We start from the raw sequence: 19,977 nt of genomic DNA, 5'->3' as shown, positions 1-19,977 counted from the left end.
CATGCCCATCGCCACCGTGAACCCGGCCACCGGCGAGACCGTACGCACGTACCCGTCGATGAGCGACGACGAGATCGAGCAGGCCCTCGCGGCGGCGGCGGCCGCCCGGTCGCCGATGCGGGCCGCCGGCTTCGCCCAGCGGGCGTCCTGGCTGCGGGCCGCCGCCGACCTGCTCGACGCCGACGCCGACGTCCTTGCCGCCACCATGACCCTGGAGATGGGAAAACCGATCGGTGCGGCGCTGGCCGAGGTGCGCAAGTCGGCGGTCGGCTGCCGGTTCTACGCCGACCAGGCCGAACGGATGCTCGCCGACGAGCCGGTCGACCCGGCGGCGGTCGGCGCGCGAAGCGCGTATGTGCGCTACGAGCCGCTCGGCGTGGTGCTGGCCGTGATGCCGTGGAACTTTCCACTGTGGCAGGCGCTGCGGTTCGCCGCACCGGCGCTGATGGCCGGCAACGTCGGCCTGCTCAAGCACGCCTCCAACGTGCCGCAGACCGCGATCTACCTCGGGGAGCTGTTCACCCGGGCCGGGTTCCCGGCCGGGGCGTTCCAGAGCCTGCTGATCGGCGCGTCGGCGGTGGACCGGGTGATTCGCGACGACCGGGTGGCGGCGGTGACCCTGACCGGTAGTGAGGCGGCCGGCCGGGCGGTGGCCGCCGCCGCCGGGCAGGCGCTGAAGAAGACGGTGCTGGAACTGGGCGGCTCGGATCCGTTCGTCGTGCTGCCGTCGGCGGACGTGCCGCAGGCGGCGGCGGTCGCCGCCCGGGCCCGCTGCCAGAACAACGGGCAGTCGTGCATCGCGGCGAAACGGTTCATCGTGCACCGGGCGGTGCTCGACGAGTTCACCGGCGAGTTCGTGGCCCGGATGGCCGCCCTGGTGGTCGGCGACCCGGCCGACCCGGCGACCGAGGTCGGGCCGCTGGCCACCGCGCAGACCCGGCAGGACGTGGCCGACCTGGTCGACGACGCGGTGGCCCGGGGAGCGACCGTGCTGATCGGCGCGAAACTGCCGGACGGGCCGGGCTGGTTCTACCCGCCGACGGTGCTGACCGCCGTCGACCCGACCATGCGGCTGTACGCCGAGGAGGCGTTCGGCCCGGTCGCGGTGATCTACCCGGTCGACTCCCTCGACGAGGCGATCGAGGTGGCCAACGGCACCGCGTTCGGGCTCGGCTCGGTGGTGTGGACCGACGACCCCGCCGAGCAACGTCGCTGCGTCGACGAGCTGGCGGCGGGCAGCGTGACGATCAACGGGATGACGGTGTCCTACCCGGAGCTGCCGTTCGGCGGCATCAAGACCAGCGGGTACGGCCGGGAGTTGTCGGTGCACGGCATCCGAGAGTTCTGCAACGTCAAAGCGGTCTGGCAGGGCTGACCGGGCCTGCTTCTATTTGATCGTTTCTGCTTCTTTCTGACCACTTCGGCCGGTGGTGCCCTGCGGCGGGCTCGGCTTTTCGGCGTCTGGGTGGATAGGCGCATGGGTGACCTGGTCGATTGTGATCACAGGCGATCGGATCCGATCTTTTCGTGTCGTTGACGGGCATCTACGACCGATTTACTGTCGCGTGACCAGTCGTGCACCTGACTGAAACATCGGGTCAGCAGAAGGGTCACCCATGAGACGCAGACGCCTTGCGACAGTCACCGCTGCCCTGCTCGCCTGCGTGATGGTCACGCCGACACCACTGATGGGCGCTACGCCAGCGGCCGCCGCGGCCGTTGCGGCCGTCGAGGTCACCGTGGACGCCCGGGACATCGCCGCCGACAACGTCAACGGCCTGACCTTCAAAGGGTTCGGCGTACTGAGCGCGAACAGCACCAGCGCGGTGCTGATGGACTACAAGGCCCAACACCCCGAGGTGTACGCACGGCTGCTGCGGGTCCTGTTCGGCGGCGACCGCCCCATCATGAGCCACGTAAAGATCGAGATGGGCAACGACCGGAACAACTCGACCGGTTCCGACCCGGCCACCATGCGCTGGGAGACCGAACCGGCGAACGTGACCCGGCACCCCGGCTTCCAACTGGCCGCCGACGCCAGGAAGGTCAACCCCGACCTCAAGGTCAGCATCCTGCGGTGGAACGCGCCAGCCTGGGCGAACACCAACGCGAAGATCTACACCTGGTACAAGAACACCATCCTGGCGGCCTACCGCGAGTACGGCTTCATGGTCGACTACGTCAACCCCGGCGTGAACGAGCACGCCGCCGACCTGACCTGGACCAAGCAGTACGCGCACCAGGTGCGCACCGACACCACCGGCTACGTCAGCGACGACCCCGGGCTGGCCGGCTTCCGCCCCGGCGAGGCGGAGCTCTACCGCCGGATTCAGCTCGTCATCTCCGACGAGGTCGGCGTCGGCACCTTCGGCGGCGCGATGGTCGGCGACGCCGCCCTGCGCGACGCGGTCGCGGTCGCCGGCTACCACTACAACACCGACGACGACGGGCAGCACAACTTCACCCGGCTCGCCGAGCAGTACGACAAGGAGATCTGGAACAGCGAGGCGCAGGCCACCTTCAGTAACTCGTCGTTCCGGCCGAACAACAACACGGCTGACCCGACCGTGCCGGGCACCGGCCTCGGTGGGACGGGCAGCGCGCTGGAGATGGCCAACACCATCGTCAAGGGCTTCGTCAAATCGCGGCGGACACACTTCGTCTACCAACCCGCCATCGGCTCGTTCTTCGAAGGCGGCCAGTACTCCTTCAAGGAACTCGTCTCCGCCCGCGACCCGTGGTCGGGTTGGCTGCACTACGACGCCGGCCTGGCCGTACTGCAGCACTTCACCAGCTTCGCCCGCACCGGCTGGGAGAACGACGCCAACACCGCCGGGATCTGGCGGGTCGTCCCGCAGGCCAGCGCCTCCACCGCCACCGGCACCAACCCGGTCGTCGGGCGCAACGGTCAGCCCAACTACCTGACCATGGCGGCACCGGACGGGTCGGACTTCTCGACCGTCATCGTCAACGACTCCGAGTACGCCAGGACGTACGACATCACCCCGGTCGGCTTCGACCTCGACGCCGACCCGACCCTTGCCGTGTGGCAGACCACGGCGGCCGGCGCGGGCGAGGCGTTCAACGCCCACCACAAACGGCACGTCGCCGACGTCGCACCGGGTGCCGCCGGTGCCTACTCGATCAGCGTCGCGCCCTACTCGATCGCCACCGTCACCACGCTCGACGTCACCGGCGACCCGGAGTGGACAGCTGCGCTGCCGGTCGAGGGTGAGCGTACGGTGCTCGACGCCGACCCGGCGCACGGCGTGCTCTGGGCCGACGACTTCGACTACACCGGCCGGACCGTGCCGGTGATCGGTCCAGGTGGCGTCGTCACGAGCCGGACCGAGAGTTTCATCGACTCCCGGGGCGGCGACACCGGTGCCATCCCGCTCTACACGTGGGACCGCAACGGCGCCTTCGAGACCGTCCGCTCCGGCGACGGGAACCGCGTCCTGCGCCAGCAGGTCGACCGGGCGGCGACCGGGGTCGGCGGCGCCTGGAACAGCGCCGACCCCATCACCGGCGTCGGTGACCTGCGGTGGACCAACTACCAGGCGGGCGTCGACGTACGGTTCGAGCGGGCACCGGCGGCCGACAACTACGCGGCCATCGGCGCGCGGTCGACCGGCGGCGGCAGCTCACACAGCCTCAGCGGTACGCCGTACGCGCTGCGGCTCGGCTCGGACGGCACCTGGCAGTTCCGCCGCACCGGGACGGTGATCGCCGGTGGGACCGTCGCCGGGTTCGACGCCACCGCCTGGCACCGGCTGGCGATCCGGGTCGCCGGTCCCCAGATCATCGGTTTCGTCGACGGCGAGCAGGTGTTCGACTGGACCGACGCCACGCCGTACCTGTCCGGCCGGGTCGACCTCGCCAGCGGCTTTCACCACACCGGGTTCGACAACCTGACGATCGAGCGGGTGCCGGGTCACCTGCCGTACTACCGCGAACTGCTCGACAACCTGGAGATGACCGACCTGGCCGACCCGCCGGCTACCGCGCTCGGCTACGACGGGAGCTGGCGGCACGCCAACGGCGGCGGCATGTACGAGTACCAACGGTCGTCGTCGACCAGCCAGGCACCCGGTGCCACCCTCGCGTACACGTTCACCGGTTCCGGGATCGACGTCACGGGAGCCAACGACGGCAGCGCCCGGCTCGACGTGCGGGTCGATGGGGAACTCGTCGCGACGAACCTGCCGACCCGGTCGGCCACCAACTTCCAACAGACCGTCGCCGTACGTGGCCTGCCGTGGGGTCGGCACACCGTGACCCTCGAGGTGATCGCCGGACGGCTGGTGGTCGACGCCGTCGGTGTCCTCGGCGCGCCCCCCGCCGAGCCGGCGTCGAGCGCCGCCGTCGGTCAGGCGCTGGCGGCCGCCTCGCGGATCGAGCGCACCGCGGACTTCACCGACCAGGACTGGGCGCTGCTGCAGACCACCATCACGATGGCCGGCCGGGCGGTCGCCGACCCGGTGGGCTACCGCCTCGACGGCGAAGGCGCCGGGCAGCTCGTCTCCCGACTCCAGTCGGCCAGCTACCCACTGGCGAACCGGGTGGCCGCACTGCCGCAGGTCTGGCGGGCGACGTACCTCGGCCAGGTGCCGGACGACCTTCCGGCGACGCTGCCCGCCCGGCTGACCGACGGCAGCACCAGGGACCTCGCGGTGACCTGGGACCTCGCCGGACTCGACGTCACCCGGCCCTGGACGACGGTCGCGGTCCGGGGCAGCCACGGTGGCGCCACCACGACGGCCTGGGTCGAGGTCGTGCCGAGGGGGTTGCGCTACTTCGCCGACGTCAACGGCACCGCCGCCGGCACCCTGGGGTACGACTCGCCGGCCTACTCCGCAGTCGCCGATCTGCTGGGCAACGACCTGCTCAACGCCGTACCCGATCAGCTGTTCGACGGCGGCTCGACCTGGGGCCTCGATGCGCGCAACGCCGCCGGCGTCCGCGACATCCAGTACAAGGGGATCGTCGCCGGCGACTACAGCAAGACCACCACCACCGGCGTCTTCACGGCCAACCAGGTGGGGGCGACCCTCAGCTACACCTTCGATCTGCCGGCGGGCCGCCACGCGATCGTCGCGGGCAGCCACTCCTGGTGGCCCGGCAACAGCCGCGGCTACGACGTCTTCCTGGACTACGACGGCACGGCCCATCAGGTCGACTCGCAGGTCACCCTCGACTCCGCCACTCCGTCGCGGGTGTTGAGCTACGACATCGACCTGGCCGCTGACGGACCGGTGACGATCCGGCTGCGGGCGACCACCAACCAGTCGCCGATGCTGTCGTGGGCCGCCGCCGTCGAAGGTGTCCACTCCGTGTCGTACGACCTCAACGGCGGTATCGGCGCGGTGCCCGAGGCCCGCAGTGGCCTGTTGTGGTCCGATGCCGGCCTCGACGTGCGGGGAACCGGTCTGCACCGGCCGGCGTACGCGTTCACCGGCTGGAACACCGCCGCTGACGGCAGCGGCACCACGGTGTCCGCCACGACCGCGGCCTCGGCGCTGGCCCGGACGTCGGCGACGCTCTACGCGCAGTGGGCGCCGGCCGTACCCGCCTGGGAGGCGTCGCAGGTCTACACCGAGGGTGACCTGGTGCACCACGCCGGCCGCGTCCACCGGGCCCAGTGGTGGACGAGGAACCAGACGCCGGGTAGCTCGGCGTGGGGCGCCTGGGCCGAGCTCGGCGCCCACCGGGACTGCGCCGGCGATTTCCATCCGGAGTGGACGTCGTCGTGGATCTACACCGGCGGCGAGACCGTCGTGCACGCGGGGCAGCTGTGGACCGCGCGGTGGTGGACGCGCAATCAGCAACCTGCCGCCGCTGCGGGGAGTCCCTGGACGCGGCTCGGCCGCTGCTGACGGCGTCCCGCGCTGCGCGCGTCGGTCCTGGCGGACCGGTACTGTACTACAGCAGTATTCCTCTGAGGAATGATTATTCCTCAGAGGAATACTGTCCGGACCGATATCCCGATAGGTGTCGGTCACGCGCAGTGACGGTTGGAGGCACAGTGAAGGTCCACCACCTCAACTGCGGGACGATGCGACTGCCCGGCGCGCCGCTGGTGTGTCATGTGCTGCTCCTCGAGACCGACAACGGGCTGGTCCTCGTCGACACCGGCCACGGGCTCGACGACATCGCCGACCCGGGGCGCCGCATCGGTCCGGCTCGGTTCGTCGTACGGCCCGTGCTCGACCCCGACGAGACTGCCGCGCGACAGGTCGAGCGCCTCGGCCTGCGACGTGACGACGTACGGCACATCGTCGTCACCCACTTCGACGCCGACCACATCGGCGGCCTCTCCGATTTTCCACATGCGACCGTGCACACCACCGCCGACGAGGTACTCGGTGCCCTGACCCCGCCGACCTCACGCGAGCGTCGTCGATTCCGGCCCGCCCAGTGGGCGTACGGTCCACGCATCGTCGAACACGGCGCGACGGGCGAGCCGTGGCGGGGCTTCGCCGCAGCGAAGCCCCTGGACGAGATCGCGCCCGGGATCGTCCTGATTCCCCTGCCCGGTCACACCCGGGGCCACGCCTGCGTCGCGGTCGACACGGGCGACCGCTGGCTGCTGCACGCCGGCGACGCGTTCTACCACCCGGGCAGCATCGACGGCAGTGGCGGCGTGCCGTTCGCCCTGCGGGCGCTGGAGACCCTCATCGCGTACGACCGGGTGCGGGTGCGGGACAACCACACCCGCCTCGCGGCCCTGCGGGCCCGCGCGGACGCGGACCTGACGATCTTCTCCGCCCACGATCCGGAGGCGTTCGCGCAGCTCAGCGCCGGCGCAGAGCCGCGTCAAGGTGGTCGAGATGGTGGGCGACCGGGCCGACGGTGAGCATGCCGCTGCCGGCCCCGGCCAGCTCCCCGGCCGCCGGCGCGAGCGCGCTGCGGGCGCGGCGCATCACCGTACGGTCGTCGAGCGCGATCGCGGCCCGGGCGGTGAGGCACCACAGGGCCTCGAACAGCAGGTCGCGCGGCGGTTCCGGGGTCTGTCGCAGGGCGGCGGCGGCCTCGGCCGGACGCCCTGCGGCCAGCAGGACGAGCGGGCGGGACCACGGCCCGTAGGGTCCCCGGTCGGTGTCGTCGTCGACGCCGACCGGGTCACCGTGCCAGACCCGCAGGCACAGCAACGCCAACGGGAGCAGGCCCCGGTCGACGCCGGGCATGCCGGCGGTGGCGAGCAGCGCCGCCGCGTCCCGGTAGGCGGCCTCGGCGGCGGCCGGCGACGACCCGGTCGCGGCCAGTCGCAGCGCCCGGTACCACCGGGTGAACACGCCGACGAGCGGACGGTCGTGCCGCTGCGCGAGCCGGTCCGCCGCCGCCGCGTGCGCGTCACCGGCGGCGAAGTCCGCGAGTGCGCCGCTGGCCTGCATCCGGACGAGGTGACCCAGGATCTCGTAGGACGCCAGAGCGTGCCGGGAGCCGACCGCGACCAGTTCGGCGCCGATCCCGTCGCGCTCGGATGCCAGACCTGCCCGGTGGAACGTCTGCATGAACACGCCGTTGAGCGCGAACGCCAGCAGGCCCGGGTCACCCAGCCGGCGGGCGATCCGTTCGGCTTCGCAGGCCGCCTGCGGCCCCCGGGTTCCGCCCACGCCACGCGACTCCACCGCCACCGTGGCCAGCAGCCGGGCCCGGGTGGCGTCGGACAGGCCGGGACCAGCCGTGGCCAGGGCCCGTTCGGCCGCCGCGACGATCTGCGCCGCCTGCGCCGGGTCGTCCGACCGCGGCCAGATCGCCGGTACGTCGTACCCGCCGATCACCTGGGCGGTGAGCTCGGGATCGGCCAGCTGCTCAGCCACGGCGATGGCCGTCATCCGCTGCCGGCGCGCGGATTCGAGGCCGCCGGCCCCGGTCACGGCGAGGCTGCGCAGCAGGCCGACCGTTGATTCCAGCCGGGACCCGGAGCTGGCCGGTGCCGCCCGGTCGTACGCCGCCGCAGCCTGGGCCCAGAGCCGGTGCGCTCCGGCTGTCCGCTCCTCGACCTGCCCGCTCTGGCGCAGGATGTCGGCCTCCAGCTGCCGCAGACGCGGGCCAGGATCGACGCCGAGCTGCTCCGACAGCAGGTCACGGGCCCGGCGGAGGACCGCGAGCGCGTCGCCCTGGCGTCCCGCCCGGTACAGCGCCAGGGCCAGCAGCCGCCACGCCTCCTCCCGCCACGGATGCCCGGCCACGTGGGCGTCGAGATCCGGTACGGCCTCGGCGGCCCGCCCGAGCTCCAGCAGCGCGGCGGCCCGCTGCTCGACCGCGTCGAGCCGGAGCTGGTCGAGGCGGGACCGTTCGACCCGCGCCCACGGTTCGTCGTCGAATCCGGCGTACGCGGGCCCACGCCACCAGCCCAGCGCACGGTCGAGCCGGTCGAGCGCCACGTGCGGGGCCGCCGTGGCCGCAGCCACGACCGTGTCGCCGAACCGCCAGGCGTCGACGGCGTCCGGCGCCGGCCGCAGCGCGTACCCGGGGCCCTCGGTGACCAGCAGCCGGGCCGGCTGACGTGGTGGCCGGTGCGGCTCCAGGGCGCGCCGCAGCGCCGCCACGAAGGTACGCACCGCGCTCACCGTGCCCGCTGCGGGCGCCGGCCACAGGTCGTCGACGAGGCGGTCGACCGGCACGACCCGCCCCCGGGCGACGACGAGCCGGGCCAGCACCGCCCGGTGCCTCGGCCCTTTCAGGTCGATCGGCGTGCCGACGTCGTCCCAGGCCGTCACCGGCCCCAGAACACCGAAGCTGACCTGCACCGACTGGACCGCCCTTCTACGCCTGTGGTCAACGTATCGCGCTCATCGGTTGCTCATCGGCCGCCGGCACGCTGGCCTGGTCCACCGATGAGAAGAAGGAGCAGTCGTGACTGTTGTCATTCCTGAGTTCGACTACCAGCGCGTCGCGGTCGCCGACGACCTGGCACTGAACGTCGCGGTCGGCGGTACGGGCAGCCCGATCGTGCTGCTGCACGGTTTTCCGCAGACCCACGTCATGTGGCGGCACGTCGCCGTCGACCTGGCCGTCGACCACACCGTGATCGTGCCTGATCTGCGCGGCTACGGTGCCAGCGACAAGCCTGAGGCGGTCGACCGGGCCACGTACGCCAAGCGGACCATGGCCGCCGACGTCGTCGCGCTCGCCGGCGCACTCGGCCACGAACGGTTCGCCCTGGCCGGACACGACCGTGGCGCCCTGGTCGCCATCCGGGCCGGCCTGGACCACCCCACCCGGATCAGCCACCTCGCCTCGCTCGACGTGCTGCCGACCCTGGACATGTGGGACGTGCTGCATGGCTCCACCGCCGCCGTCGCGTTCCACCTGTACCTGATGGCCCAGCCGCCCGGCCTGCCCGAGCAGATGATCAGCGCCAGCGCGGACGACTTCTTCGGCTACTTTCTCGACCTGTGGGTCCGCGACCCGCAGGCCATTCCCGCCGACGTACGGGCGGAGTACCTGCGGGCCTCACGTGAGGCGGTGACCTCGATCGTCGCCGACTACCGCGCCTCGGCCGACATCGACATCGAGCACGACCAGGCCGATCGGGCGGCCGGCAACCGGCTGGCCATGCCGGTCACCGTCGTGCAGCAGGACTGGGGCGCCGCGCTGGGGTTCGACGCGGCCGCGCTGTGGCGGACCTGGGCCGGCGACCTGGAACACCGCACCACCTCGGCCGGTCACTTCATGGCCGAGGAGGCACCTGACGAGATCATCAAGGTGCTGCGCTCACTGCTCACCCGGTGACCAACCGCCGTCGCCCGATGGCCCTGCCATATCAGGGTCGTGGCGCAGGCCTGGCGCGACCCCCGGCGACAGGCCCAACTCGGCCGGTTCCTGCACAGCTGCGAGGTGGTCCAGCTGGGGTTCGAGACGGCGAAGTCCGCTGGCCAGCTGTGCGGTAGGGCACGTACCGCCGACATCGTCGATGCGACCGTGGTGACAGTCGCGCTTGCCTGCGGTGCGATCGTGTTCACCAGCGACCCGGACGATGTCACCGAGCTGGCAGCCGCGTCCGATGTCAAGCCAGGGCTGGTCGTCCGCCGGGTCTGATCGGCTGATCACCTGGCGCGGACGTGACGTGGGTACGCCGTACCGCTGGGGTCGGGCGGCGGCAGGGGGCCGCCGGCCCGGCCCGAGGACGGCCGGGCCGGGCCAGCGGTGCTTCAGCTCGCCGTACAGGTGGGGGTCATGCCGGTTCCGCTGCCGTTGCCTTGGAAGCCGAATTCGGTGACCTGGCCGGGGGTGAGCCGGCCGTTGTAGCTGACGTTGGTGAACCGGACGGCACCGGTGTTGCCGCTGGCGGTGGCGTTCCAGGTGTTGGTGACGCTGGCGCCGCCGGGCAGGGTCATGGCGACGGTCCAGCCGTTGGTGCCGGCGGAACCGGCGGTGACGCGGACGGTGGCGACGAAGCCGCCGGTCCAGGAGTTCAGGGAGACGGTGGCGGTGCAGCCGCCGTTGCCCGGGGGCGGGGTCGTCGGTCCGGGCGGGGGAGTCGTCGGTCCGGGCGGAGGAGTCGTCGGCCCCGGCTGGCCGCCCTGGAACTGGGAGAAGAACTGCCAGATCTCACGCTTGGTCCAGGTGTTGACGCCACTTTCGTTGTAGGTGCCGTCCACCGGGCCGGGCATGTGGCCGTTGTCGTACGCGGCCCACTGGACCGGATACCCGGCGCGGCAGCCCGAGTAGGCGGTGGTGATGTGGGTCCGGCTGCCCTGGGCGGGTTCCCGTGGGCTCTGCTGGGTGCAGCCGTTGTTGCGCACGAAGGTGTCCCGCAGCGAGCGGCCCATCGAGATGGGCAGGACGTTGTCGGTGATGCCGTGCAGGCCGAAGTAGGCGACGGGCTGGGTGCCGCCGCTGCAGCCGCTGATCAGCCCGCCGGAGATGACCGCGACCGCCCTGATCTGGTTCGGCCGGGCGCAGGCGAGCGCGTAGCTCATCCCGCCGCCCCAGCTGAAGCCGAGTGAGAAGCGCTGCGTGGTGTCCACGCAGAGGTCGCTCTCGATCCGCTGGACCATGTTGTCGAAGAAGGTGACGTCCTCGCCGCCGTTGTTGGCCCAGCCGTTGCCGAGGCCCTGCGGTGCGACCAGGATCGCGCTGTTGTTCGACTGCTCCAGTTGACCGTAGTAGGACCAGGCGGCGCCACTGGTGCCGCCGGAGTCGATCTCGTTGGCGGTGCCGCCGCGCCAGTGGTAGGCGAAGATCAGCCGGTACTGGCGGGTGTTGTCGTAGTTGGCGGGCAGCCGCAGGATGAAGCTGCGGTTCTGTCCGTTGCTCTGGATCGTGTGGGTCCCGTTCCGTAGCGTCGGCGTACGGCCGCATCCGGCGCTCGCGGCGGCGATGCCGACGTCGGCGGCCGACACGGCGGATCCGGTGCTGGTGGTCTCGGCGTTGGCGGAACCCGCGACGAGGGTCATGCCACCTGCGGCGACCGCGAGTAGCGCCGCGAGCGCGATGGGTACGGCGGTGGTGCGAATTCTTGACATCGCAACTCCCTTGCCTGGTCAGGCACGAATGGGCGGATGTGGACGACGGCGTGGTGCGCTGGCCGTCGGTCGGCGGGCAGTCTGGTGGGCGAGCGGTGGTGGTCGTGCCGGCCCGAGGCGGACGGCATCCCTGATCGACGCCCGGCATGCCCTGGGGCGGACGCCCGGATCCGCAGGGTCTGGCAGGTGGCTCGCCCGGTGAGCCATGGGCCCGGTCCCGTCAGCCATCGATTGTTATCGATAACACTGGGTTCGTCAAGTTGCACCGGGCCGGCCGAGGGTCGGGTCTGCTGGTGGAACTGATCGACCGCCCTGGATAACGGTGAGCGTTAACATCCGCAGCGTCGGAGACACCGGTCACGGTGGGTTTGGCCGGCCCGCCCTGGGGCAGATGAGTCGACTGGACACCCTACGCGAGTGAAAGGAGCCGCAGATGGCAACGACGCTGCAGGGCAAGCGCGTGGCGTTCCTGGCCACCGACGGGGTCGAGGAGGTCGAGTACACCCAGCCGCGCGAGGCGGTCGAGGCGGCCGGCGCCACCGTCGAACTGGTGTCGATAAAGTCGGGCGAGATCCAGGCCTTCAACCACCTGGACAAGTCGAAGACGTACCCGGTGGACGTCACCGCCGACAAGGCCGACCCGGACTCCTACGACGCGCTGGTGCTGCCCGGCGGGGTCGCCAACCCGGACTTCCTCCGGGCCGACCCGGACGCGGTCAGCTTCGTCCGGTCGTTCTTCACCGCCGGCAAACCGGTCGGGGCGATCTGTCACGGGCCGTGGACGATGATCGACGCCGAGGTGGTCCGGGGACGCACCCTCACGTCCTGGCCGAGCCTGCGCACCGACCTGACCAACGCCGGGGCGACCTGGGTCGACGCCGAATGCCACGTGGACAACGGACTGGTCACCAGCCGCAAGCCGGACGACCTGCCGGCGTTCTGCGACAAGCTCGTCGAGGAGGTCGCCGAAGGCACGCACTGAGCAGCGGGTACGGGCGCGCCGTTGAGCCCGTACCCGCCACTGCGCCCGCCGGTGTGCCAGGCCGCTACGGGCGGTCCGACGCACCGGCGGGGGACAGGTGCCGGGCGTACGCCTCGGTGGTGAAGAACGCCGGCAGGTCCTCGCCGAGCGCCGTCTCCTCGACGATCCGGGCCGCCGCCTCGGCCCGGTCGCGGTCCGGGCCGTCACGCCCGTCGACCAGATCGGCCAGCTCCTCGGCCAGGATCGACCGGACCAGGTCCTCGGTGACGCAGCCGCCGTCGGCCAGCGGGGTGCCGTGCTGGCACCACTGCCACACCTGGCAGCGGGCGATCTCGGCGGTCGCCGCGTCCTCCATCAGGTTCCACAGCGCCACCGCGCCGGCACCGCCCAGCCACGCGTCGACGTACCGCAGCGCCACCGCGACGTTGGCGCGGACCCCGGCCGCGCTCACCTGACCCGGGGTCTTGTCCACGGCCAGCAGGTCGGTCGCGGTCACCGCCACCTCGTCACGTAGCCGGTCGACCTGGTGCGGGCGGTCGCCGAGCACCGCGTCGAAGACTTCCCGGCAGGTCGGCACCAGACCCGGGTGGGCAACCCAGGAGCCGTCGAAGCCGTCGCCGGCCTCCCGCTGCTTGTCCGCCCGCACCTTGCCCAACGCGACCTCGTTGACCTGCGGATCCCGGCTGGGAATGAAGGCGGCCATCCCGCCGATGGCGTGCGCGCCGCGCCGGTGACAGGTCCGCACCAGCAGTTCGGTGTACGCCCGCATGAACGGCACCGTCATGGTGACCTCGGCCCGGTCGGGCAGGACGAAGTCCGGCCACTGCCCGAAGTTCTTGATCACGCTGAAGATGTAGTCCCACCGGCCGGCGTTCAACCCGGCCGAGTGCTCCCGCAGCTCGTAGAGGATCTCCTCCATCTCGAACGCGGCGGTGATCGTCTCGATCAGCGTCGTCGCCCGGATGGTGCCCTGCGGCAGGCCGAGGTAGCGCTGTGCGAAGACGAACACGTCGTTCCACAGCCGCGCCTCACGGTGGCCCTCCAGCTTCGGCAGGTAGAAGTACGGGCCGGCACCGGCGTCGAGCTGCCGCCGCGCACAGTGGAAGAAGTAGAGCCCGAAGTCGACCAGGCTGGCCGAGATCGGCCGGCCGTCGACCACGATGCCCTTCTCCACCAGGTGCCAGCCGCGCGGGCGGACCACGATCGTGGCCAGCTGCTCGCGCAGCGCGTACCGTTTGCCCCGGCCGTCGGTGAAGTCGATCCGCCGGTCCAGGGCGTCCATCAGGTTCAGCTGCCCGCCGATGACGTTGTGCCAGACCGGGCTGGTGGCGTCCTCGAAGTCGGCCAGCCACACCTTCGCGCCCGAGTTCAGCGCGTTGACGGTCATCTTCCGGTCGGTCGGCCCGGTGATCTCCACCCGCCGGTCGACCAGGCCGGGCGCGGCCGGTGCGACCCGCCAGGACCCGTCGGCGCGGATGTGCGCGGTCTCCGGCAGGAAGTCGGGCAGCTGGCCGGAGGCGTACCGGGCCCGTCGGGCGCGGCGGGTGTCCAGCAGCGCCACCCGGCGGGCGGCGAACTCGCCGTCCAGGGCGACCAGGAACTCCAGCGCCGCCGGGGTGAGCACCTCGTCGAACCGGTCGGCCATCGGGCCGAGAATCTCGTACCTCACGCGAATTGTTCCTCTTCGGTCGAACCGCGCAGCGCGGTGGTCTCGGCGGCCGGGTTGAGCACGGTGCTGATCAGGTCGAAGTAGCCGGTGCCGACCTCCCGTTGGTGCTTGACGGCGGTGTAGCCGGCCGGCTCGGCGGCGAACTCACGCTCCTGCAGCGACACGTACGCGCTCATCCCGTCGCTGGCGTAGCCGCGGGCCAGGTCGAACATCGAGTAGTTGAGCGCGTGGAAGCCGGCCAGGGTGATGAACTGGAACTTGTATCCCATGTGGCCCAGCTCCCGCTGGAACTTGCCGATGGTGGCGTCGTCGAGGTGCTTGCGCCAGTTGAACGACGGCGAGCAGTTGTAGGCCAGCAGCTGGTCCGGGTACTCGCTCTTGATCGCCTCGGCGAACCGGCGGGCGACCTCCAGGTCCGGGGTGCTGGTCTCCATCCACAGCAGGTCGGCGTGGGGTGCGTAGGCCAGTCCCCGGGCGATGCACGGCTCGATGCCGTTGCGCACCCGGTAGAAGCCCTCGGCGGTGCGTTCACCGGTGACGAACGGCTGGTCCCGCTCGTCGATGTCGGTGGTGAGCAGGGTGGCGGCCTGCGCGTCGGTGCGGGCGATCACCACGCTCGGCACCCCGGCGACATCGGCGGCGAGCCGGGCCGCCTCCAGGGTGCGGATGTGCGCCCCGGTCGGGATCAGCACCTTGCCGCCGAGGTGGCCGCACTTCTTCTCGGCGGCCAGCTGGTCCTCCCAGTGCACCCCGGCCGCGCCGGCGCCGATCATCGCGGTCATCAGCTCGTACGCGTTGAGCACGCCGCCGAAGCCGGCCTCGGCGTCGGCCACGATCGGGGCCAGCCAGTCGGTCGCCGGGCTGTCGCCGCCGGCCGGTCCGGCACCGGAGTCGGCGCCGCCTTCGGCGGTGTTGATCTGCGCGGCCCGCAGCAGCGCGTTGTTGATCCGGCGGACCACCGCCGGCACCGAGTTCGCCGGGTAGAGGCTCTGGTCGGGGTAGGTGTGGCCGGCGAGGTTGGCGTCGGCCGCCACCTGCCAGCCGGAGAGGTAGATCGCCTTGAGTCCGGCCCGGACCATCTGCACCGCCTGGTTGCCGGTGAGCGCGCCGAGCGCGTGGATGTAGTCCTCGCTGTGCAGCAGCTGCCACAGTCGTCTGGCGCCGTGCCGCGCGAGGGTGTGTTCCTCGGTGATCGCGCCGCGTAGCCGCACCACGTCGGCGGGGCGGTAGCTGCGCCGCACGCCGTGCCAGCGCGGGTCGGTGTCCCATTCGTGCTGCAACTGATCGACTGCGTTCTGCATCTTCGTCTCCTTGCCCGGTGGTGTGTCGCCCACTGTGGCGCAGCGCCGGCGGTCGGGTCGAGATACGGAAGGAGCCAATTGTTGAAAAGTTTTCAGCAGATTTTGCCAACTTGCTAATTGTCCTGTTGGCAGCTGTGTTAATGCCGGTCCGTGGCGTGTTAACGTGTGCGAATAGTGTTCGGCGGCGACCCGGGAGGTGCGGGCGGTGACCAAGACCTTCGCCGGTGCCCGGCTGCGCCGGATGCGTGAGGAGCGGGGCATCAGTCAGACCGAACTGGCCCGGCAGCTCAACATCTCCGCGAGCTATCTGAACCAGATCGAGCACGATTCCCGACCGCTGACCGTCGCCGTACTGATGCGGATCACCGAGGTGTTCGGCGTCGATCCGACCAGCTTCGCCCCGCACGACACCCCGCGTCTGGTCGCCGGGCTGCGCGAGGCCCTCGGCACCCGCACCGGGATCGGCGAGCTGACCGAGCTCGCCTCCCGGCTGCCCGAGGTGGCCGAGGCGGTCATCGACCTGCACCGGCGCTACCAGCAGGTCGACGAACAGCTGTCCGAACTGGTCGGCGACCGGGAACGGCTCGGCCACAGCCCGCACGACCAGGTCACCGAGTTCTTCTACCGGCGGCAGAACTACGTTCCGGCGGTCGACGAGGCCGCCGAACGGCTCGCCGCGCAGATCGGCATCCGCCGGGGCGAGGCCCGCGCGGCGTTGCAGGACCGCCTCGCGCAGCGCCACGGCGTACGGATCTCCCGCGACGACGCCGAGTCCCTCGGCGGTGAGCTGCACCGCTACCGGCCGCAGACCCGGACCCTGCACCTGTCGACCTCGCTGCGCGCCGGGCAGGAGGCGATCCGGATGGCCGCCCAGATCGCCCTGCTGGAGTACGCCGACGTGATCGACGAGATCATCGAGGAGGAGGGGTTCGGTGACGTCCAGACCCAGATCCTCACCCGGGTCGGGCTGGCCAACTACTTCGCGGCGGCGCTGGTCCTGCCGTACGAGCAGTTCCTCGCCGCCGCCGAGCAGCGCCGCTACGACATCGACCTGCTCACCGAGCACTTCGCGATGGGCTGGGAGACGGTCTGCCACCGGCTCAGCACCCTGCAGCGGCCCCGCTCGCGCGGGGTGCCGTTCTCGTTCGTCCGGGTCGACCGGGCCGGCAACATGTCCAAGCGTCAGTCCGCGACCGGGTTCCCGTTCTCCCGCACCGGCGGCACGTGTCCGCTGTGGAACGTCTACGAGGCGTTCGGTTCGCCGGGCCGGGTGGTCACCCAGGTCGCCGCGATGCCCGACGGTCAGCGTTACCTGTGGATCGCCCGCACCGTCATCCGGCACAACGGCGGCTACGGCCAACCCGGCAAGGTGTACGCGATCGGCCTGGGCTGTCAGACCCGCCACGCCGGCCGGCTCGTCTACTCCGCCGGGATGGACCTGCACGCCGCTGACGCGGCCACGCCGATCGGCCCCGGCTGCAAGACCTGTGAGCGGATGACCTGCCCGCAGCGGGCGGCCCCACCGATCAGCCGGCAACTCGACGTCGACGTCAACCGCAGCACCTTCATCCCGTACCCGCTCAAGGACTGAGCCGGGCGCGGGCCCGCGCCGGCGGCGCGCCGATCGCCGCGACCAGGCCCTCCAGGGCGAACGTCGCCGCGCCGAGACTGACCGGGTTGCCGGCGACCCGGCCCAGGGTGATCTCGGCCGCCGCCAACGGCCGGCGCAGCGCGTGCCGGGCGGCCTGTGCCCGTACCCCGTCGAGCAGCGCCGGCCCGAGCCGGGCCGTGACCCACCCGCTGAGCGCCACCACCTGCGGGTTGACCAGGTTCACCAGGTCGGCGACGGCGACCCCCAGGTGGTACGCGGTGTCGGCGACGACCGCTACCGCGGTCGGATCCGCGGCGGCCACCCCGGCGGCGAGCGCGTCGATGGTGGCGGTCTGGTCGATGGTGGCGGTCCGGCCTTCGTACCGCAGCATCGGGCTGGCCGGGTCCCGTTCACGCAGGTGGGCTGCGATCCCGGGGGCCCCGACGTACGCCTCGACGCAGCCCCGGGCGCCGCAGTGGCAGGCCCGCCCGTCGGGGACCAGCCGTGTGTGCCCCCACTCCCCGGCGCTGTTGGTGGCACCACGGTAGAGGCTGCCGCCGAAGGCCAGGCCGGCACCGACGCCGGTGCCGAGGGTCAGTACGGCGACGTGGTCGCGCCCTCGGCCGGCCCCGAACCACAGTTCGGCGACGACGCTGGCCCGCAGCGGGTTGTCCAGGTGCAGCGGCAGGTCCGGGCGCGCGGGCAGGTCCAGCGCGGCGGCGAGCAGACCCCGCAGCGGTACGTCGTGCCAGTTCCAGTTGGGCGCGAACGCGCTGACCCCGCCTTCCCGGTCGACCTGACCGGGCACACTGACCCCGACGCCGAGCAGCCGGCGGCGGGCGACGCGCCGGTGCCGCAGCACCGCGTGCACCCCGGTGGCCACGTGCGCGACGACCTGCTCCGGCCGGTTCTCCGCCGGGTGCAGCCGGTCGGTGTGGCTGGCCAGCACGGTCAACGTCGGGTCGAAGGCGTCGACGTGCACGTACGTCTCGGCCACGTCGACGCCGACGATGACGCCGCCGGCCGGGTCGACCGAGACCAGGCCGCGCGGGCGGCCGCCGCCGGAGTCCTGGAACCCGACCTCGGTGAGCAGGCCCAGGTCCAGCAGTTGGCTGACGAGGGTGGAGACGGTGGCCTGGCTCAGCCCGGTCTCGCCGGCCACCTCCTGACGGGACACCGCGCCGGCGGCGAGGATCTGCCGCAGCACCTCGAACCGGTTCGCGACCCGGATGTCCCGGGAGGTACGCCGCACCTCGACCACCCCCGTCCGCCCTCGCCGTACGCCGCCGCACCCAGTGTGCCGGTCGTGGCGGCGGCGTACGGCAGGTGGGCGGCGTCAGACCACGCCGACCCGCTGGAACTGCTGGTTGGCGGCGGTGCTGCAGGTGTACTGGATCAACCGGGCGCTGTCGGCGGTGGAGTAGCCGGCGACGTCGAGGCACTTGCCGCTGTGCCGGGCCACGATCCGCAGGTGACCGGAGCCGACGTCGACCAGTTGCCACTGCTGGTCGGTGCGGCCGGGCTGACAGGCGTACTGGGCGATGGTGGCGTGGTCGGCGGTGGAGCCACCGGCGACGGTCAGGCAGCGGTCGCTGTGCCGGGCCACCAGCTGGTGGTAGCCGGTGCCGAGGTCACGCAGCTGCCAGTGCTGGTTGCCGCCGTTGTGGCAGCCGTACTGGGCGACCTCGGTGGCGTCGGCGGTGGAGGCGTTGAGCACGTCGAGGCACTTGCCGCTGTGCCGGGCCCGCAGCGTCTCGTAGGCGTACCCGCCGCCGATGCCGGTGACCTGCCCGGTGGCGGTGTCGACGCTGATTTGCGGATGCCAGCTCATGCTCAGTGTCCGCGCCGACGGGAAGGTCAGCGGCAGCCAGACGTAGCGCGACTCGTTGACCCGGCCACCCCAGGCGCTGGCCCACCGGTCACCGAGGTAGAGGTAGGAGGTGGTGGCGGTGCCCTGCACGGGCAGCACGTACGCCGGCTGGGATCCGTAGGTGATGCTGTCGCCGAAGGTCGTCGGCGCGCTCCAGGTGCCGGTGATGCTGGTGGCGGTGGCGTACCGGGCCTGGTTGGGCTGCCAGCCGGTGGCGCCGGAGGTGACGAGGAAGTAGACGCCGTCGCGTTTGAACATCGCCGGCGCTTCCCGGTAGTTGCCCGGCCACAGGGTCTGGACCAGGGCGGCGACGCCGGTGTAGTCGGGGGTCAGCCGGTAGATGTTCAGGTCCGCGTTGACCCGGGTCGAGGAGATCAGGTACGCGGTGCCGTCGTCGTCGCGGTAGACGGTCATGTCCCGGGAGTCGTAGCCGAGCGGTCGGAAACTGCCCAGGTACGTGTAGTTGCCGTCGACGGTGTCGGAGGTGGCGACCGCCACCCGGGCCTGGCCGTAGTCGACGCCGTTCTCCCAGTGCATCCAGAGCACGTACTTGCCGGTGGCCGCACTGTAGAGGATCTTGGGCCGTTCGATGTTGGCGACCGTCAGTTCCGGGCTGCTGGACTGGCGCAGCACGTGGTTGCGCAACTCCCAGGTGCGCAGGTCGGTTGACCGGTAGACGGAGACGTACCGGAAGGTGTGGTCGTCGTGGCGGTTCTCGCCGAACCAGTAGTAGTAGGCGCCGACCTTGATCATGCCGCCGCCGTGGGCGTGCACGCCGGCACCTGTGGTGTCGGTGAACTGGGTGCCGTTGGTGACGGTCACCGGCGCGGCGGCGGCCGGCGTGGCGACCAGGGCGAGCGGGGCGAACAGCGCGACGCAGGCGATCAGGACGGTGCGGGTGAACCGGGCGGTGCGGGTGAACCGGCCGGGGCCGGGGTTGCGGGGTACGGCAGGCACGGGCTGCCTCCTTCAGGTGGGTGGGCGGATGTGACGTGCGAGGACGGCCGGACGCCACATCTATCGACCCTTAGGATAAGTATTTGAGCGATGAAAGTCGATGATCTGCGGGTTGGCCCGGATGCTGCCG

General features: G+C 71.6%; 13 protein-coding genes. 7 read left to right on the top strand and 6 right to left on the bottom strand.

The genetic code is table 11. The features are described 5' to 3' along the window. Position 1 precedes the first annotated feature (1 nt). From O7608_RS24660 to O7608_RS24650, 3 genes are all read left to right on the top strand, one after another. Complete coding sequence (locus O7608_RS24660) at positions 2-1,375, top strand: NADP-dependent succinic semialdehyde dehydrogenase (protein ID WP_289211014.1); 1,374 nt, start codon at positions 2-4, stop codon at positions 1,373-1,375. 241 nt (positions 1,376-1,616) lie between these two features. Further along, positions 1,617-5,876 (top strand): carbohydrate-binding protein, encoded by a 4,260-nt coding sequence (locus tag O7608_RS24655; RefSeq protein ID WP_289206843.1) that lies wholly within the window; start codon positions 1,617-1,619, stop codon positions 5,874-5,876. 149 nt (positions 5,877-6,025) lie between these two features. Beyond that, the gene (locus O7608_RS24650; RefSeq protein ID WP_289206842.1) at positions 6,026-6,856 is read left to right on the top strand and encodes an MBL fold metallo-hydrolase; all 831 of its coding nucleotides are present in this window, start codon (positions 6,026-6,028) and stop codon (positions 6,854-6,856) included. Here the strand turns inward: O7608_RS24650 and O7608_RS24645 are convergent. After that, positions 6,795-8,756 (bottom strand): AfsR/SARP family transcriptional regulator, encoded by a 1,962-nt coding sequence (locus O7608_RS24645; RefSeq protein WP_289206841.1) that lies wholly within the window; start codon positions 8,754-8,756, stop codon positions 6,795-6,797. The two genes, O7608_RS24650 and O7608_RS24645, sit on opposite strands and share 62 nt — an antisense overlap. A gap of 106 nt (positions 8,757-8,862) precedes the next feature. On the opposite strand from O7608_RS24645, the gene O7608_RS24640 reads away from it, so the two are divergent. Together O7608_RS24640 and O7608_RS24635 are read left to right on the top strand one after the other, a co-directional pair. Further along, positions 8,863-9,741, top strand: coding sequence for an alpha/beta fold hydrolase (locus O7608_RS24640; RefSeq protein ID WP_289206840.1), 879 nt, complete (start codon positions 8,863-8,865; stop codon positions 9,739-9,741). A gap of 39 nt (positions 9,742-9,780) precedes the next feature. Then, positions 9,781-10,047, top strand: a complete 267-nt coding sequence (locus O7608_RS24635) for a type II toxin-antitoxin system VapC family toxin (protein WP_289206839.1) — start codon at positions 9,781-9,783, stop codon at positions 10,045-10,047. A 113-nt stretch (positions 10,048-10,160) separates the two neighbouring features. Here the strand turns inward: O7608_RS24635 and O7608_RS24630 are convergent, their stop codons facing one another. Then, positions 10,161-11,477 (bottom strand): CE1 family esterase, encoded by a 1,317-nt coding sequence (locus O7608_RS24630; protein ID WP_289206838.1) that lies wholly within the window; start codon positions 11,475-11,477, stop codon positions 10,161-10,163. A 433-nt stretch (positions 11,478-11,910) separates the two neighbouring features. On the opposite strand from O7608_RS24630, the gene O7608_RS24625 reads away from it, so the two are divergent. Next, entirely contained in the window at positions 11,911-12,459 is a 549-nt protein-coding gene (locus O7608_RS24625; RefSeq protein ID WP_289206837.1) for a type 1 glutamine amidotransferase domain-containing protein, read from the top strand. Between the two features lie 64 nt (positions 12,460-12,523). Here O7608_RS24625 and aceB read toward each other — a convergent pair whose 3' ends face one another. Together aceB and aceA are read right to left on the bottom strand one after the other, a co-directional pair. Beyond that, positions 12,524-14,128: a malate synthase A gene (gene aceB, locus O7608_RS24620; protein ID WP_289206836.1), complete on the bottom strand. Its 1,605-nt coding sequence runs from the start codon at positions 14,126-14,128 to the stop codon at positions 12,524-12,526. Then, positions 14,125-15,429 carry an isocitrate lyase gene (aceA, locus tag O7608_RS24615; RefSeq protein WP_289206835.1) on the bottom strand — a complete coding sequence of 435 codons (1,305 nt, stop codon included), beginning with the start codon at positions 15,427-15,429 and terminating at the stop codon, positions 14,125-14,127. The genes aceB and aceA overlap by 4 nt, the downstream gene beginning before the upstream one ends. Before the next feature lie 205 nt (positions 15,430-15,634). Here aceA and O7608_RS24610 point away from each other — a divergent pair, with 205 nt between their 5' ends. Next, positions 15,635-17,020 (top strand): short-chain fatty acyl-CoA regulator family protein, encoded by a 1,386-nt coding sequence (locus tag O7608_RS24610; protein ID WP_289206834.1) that lies wholly within the window; start codon positions 15,635-15,637, stop codon positions 17,018-17,020. Here O7608_RS24610 and O7608_RS24605 read toward each other — a convergent pair. Together O7608_RS24605 and O7608_RS24600 are read right to left on the bottom strand one after the other, a co-directional pair. Next, positions 17,010-18,272: an ROK family transcriptional regulator gene (locus O7608_RS24605; RefSeq protein ID WP_289206833.1), complete on the bottom strand. Its 1,263-nt coding sequence runs from the start codon at positions 18,270-18,272 to the stop codon at positions 17,010-17,012. The two genes, O7608_RS24610 and O7608_RS24605, sit on opposite strands and share 11 nt — an antisense overlap. An 84-nt stretch (positions 18,273-18,356) precedes the next feature. Then, positions 18,357-19,847 carry an RICIN domain-containing protein gene (locus O7608_RS24600; RefSeq protein ID WP_289206832.1) on the bottom strand — a complete coding sequence of 497 codons (1,491 nt, stop codon included), beginning with the start codon at positions 19,845-19,847 and terminating at the stop codon, positions 18,357-18,359. Positions 19,848-19,977: the final 130 nt, after the last annotated feature.

It is taken from the genome of Solwaraspora sp. WMMA2056, assembly GCF_030345095.1.
Lineage (GTDB): Bacteria > Actinomycetota > Actinomycetes > Mycobacteriales > Micromonosporaceae > Micromonospora_E.
This window is presented reverse-complemented; position numbering and strand designations above follow the sequence as displayed.

Coding starts and splice junctions, on each gene's coding strand:
- O7608_RS24660 (WP_289211014.1), top strand. CDS start 2: ATGCCCATCGCCACCGTGAACCCGGCCACCGGCGAGACCGTACGCACG.
- O7608_RS24655 (WP_289206843.1), top strand. CDS start 1,617: ATGAGACGCAGACGCCTTGCGACAGTCACCGCTGCCCTGCTCGCCTGC.
- O7608_RS24630 (WP_289206838.1), bottom strand. CDS start 11,477: ATGTCAAGAATTCGCACCACCGCCGTACCCATCGCGCTCGCGGCGCTA.
- O7608_RS24625 (WP_289206837.1), top strand. CDS start 11,911: ATGGCAACGACGCTGCAGGGCAAGCGCGTGGCGTTCCTGGCCACCGAC.
- aceA (WP_289206835.1), bottom strand. CDS start 15,429: ATGCAGAACGCAGTCGATCAGTTGCAGCACGAATGGGACACCGACCCG.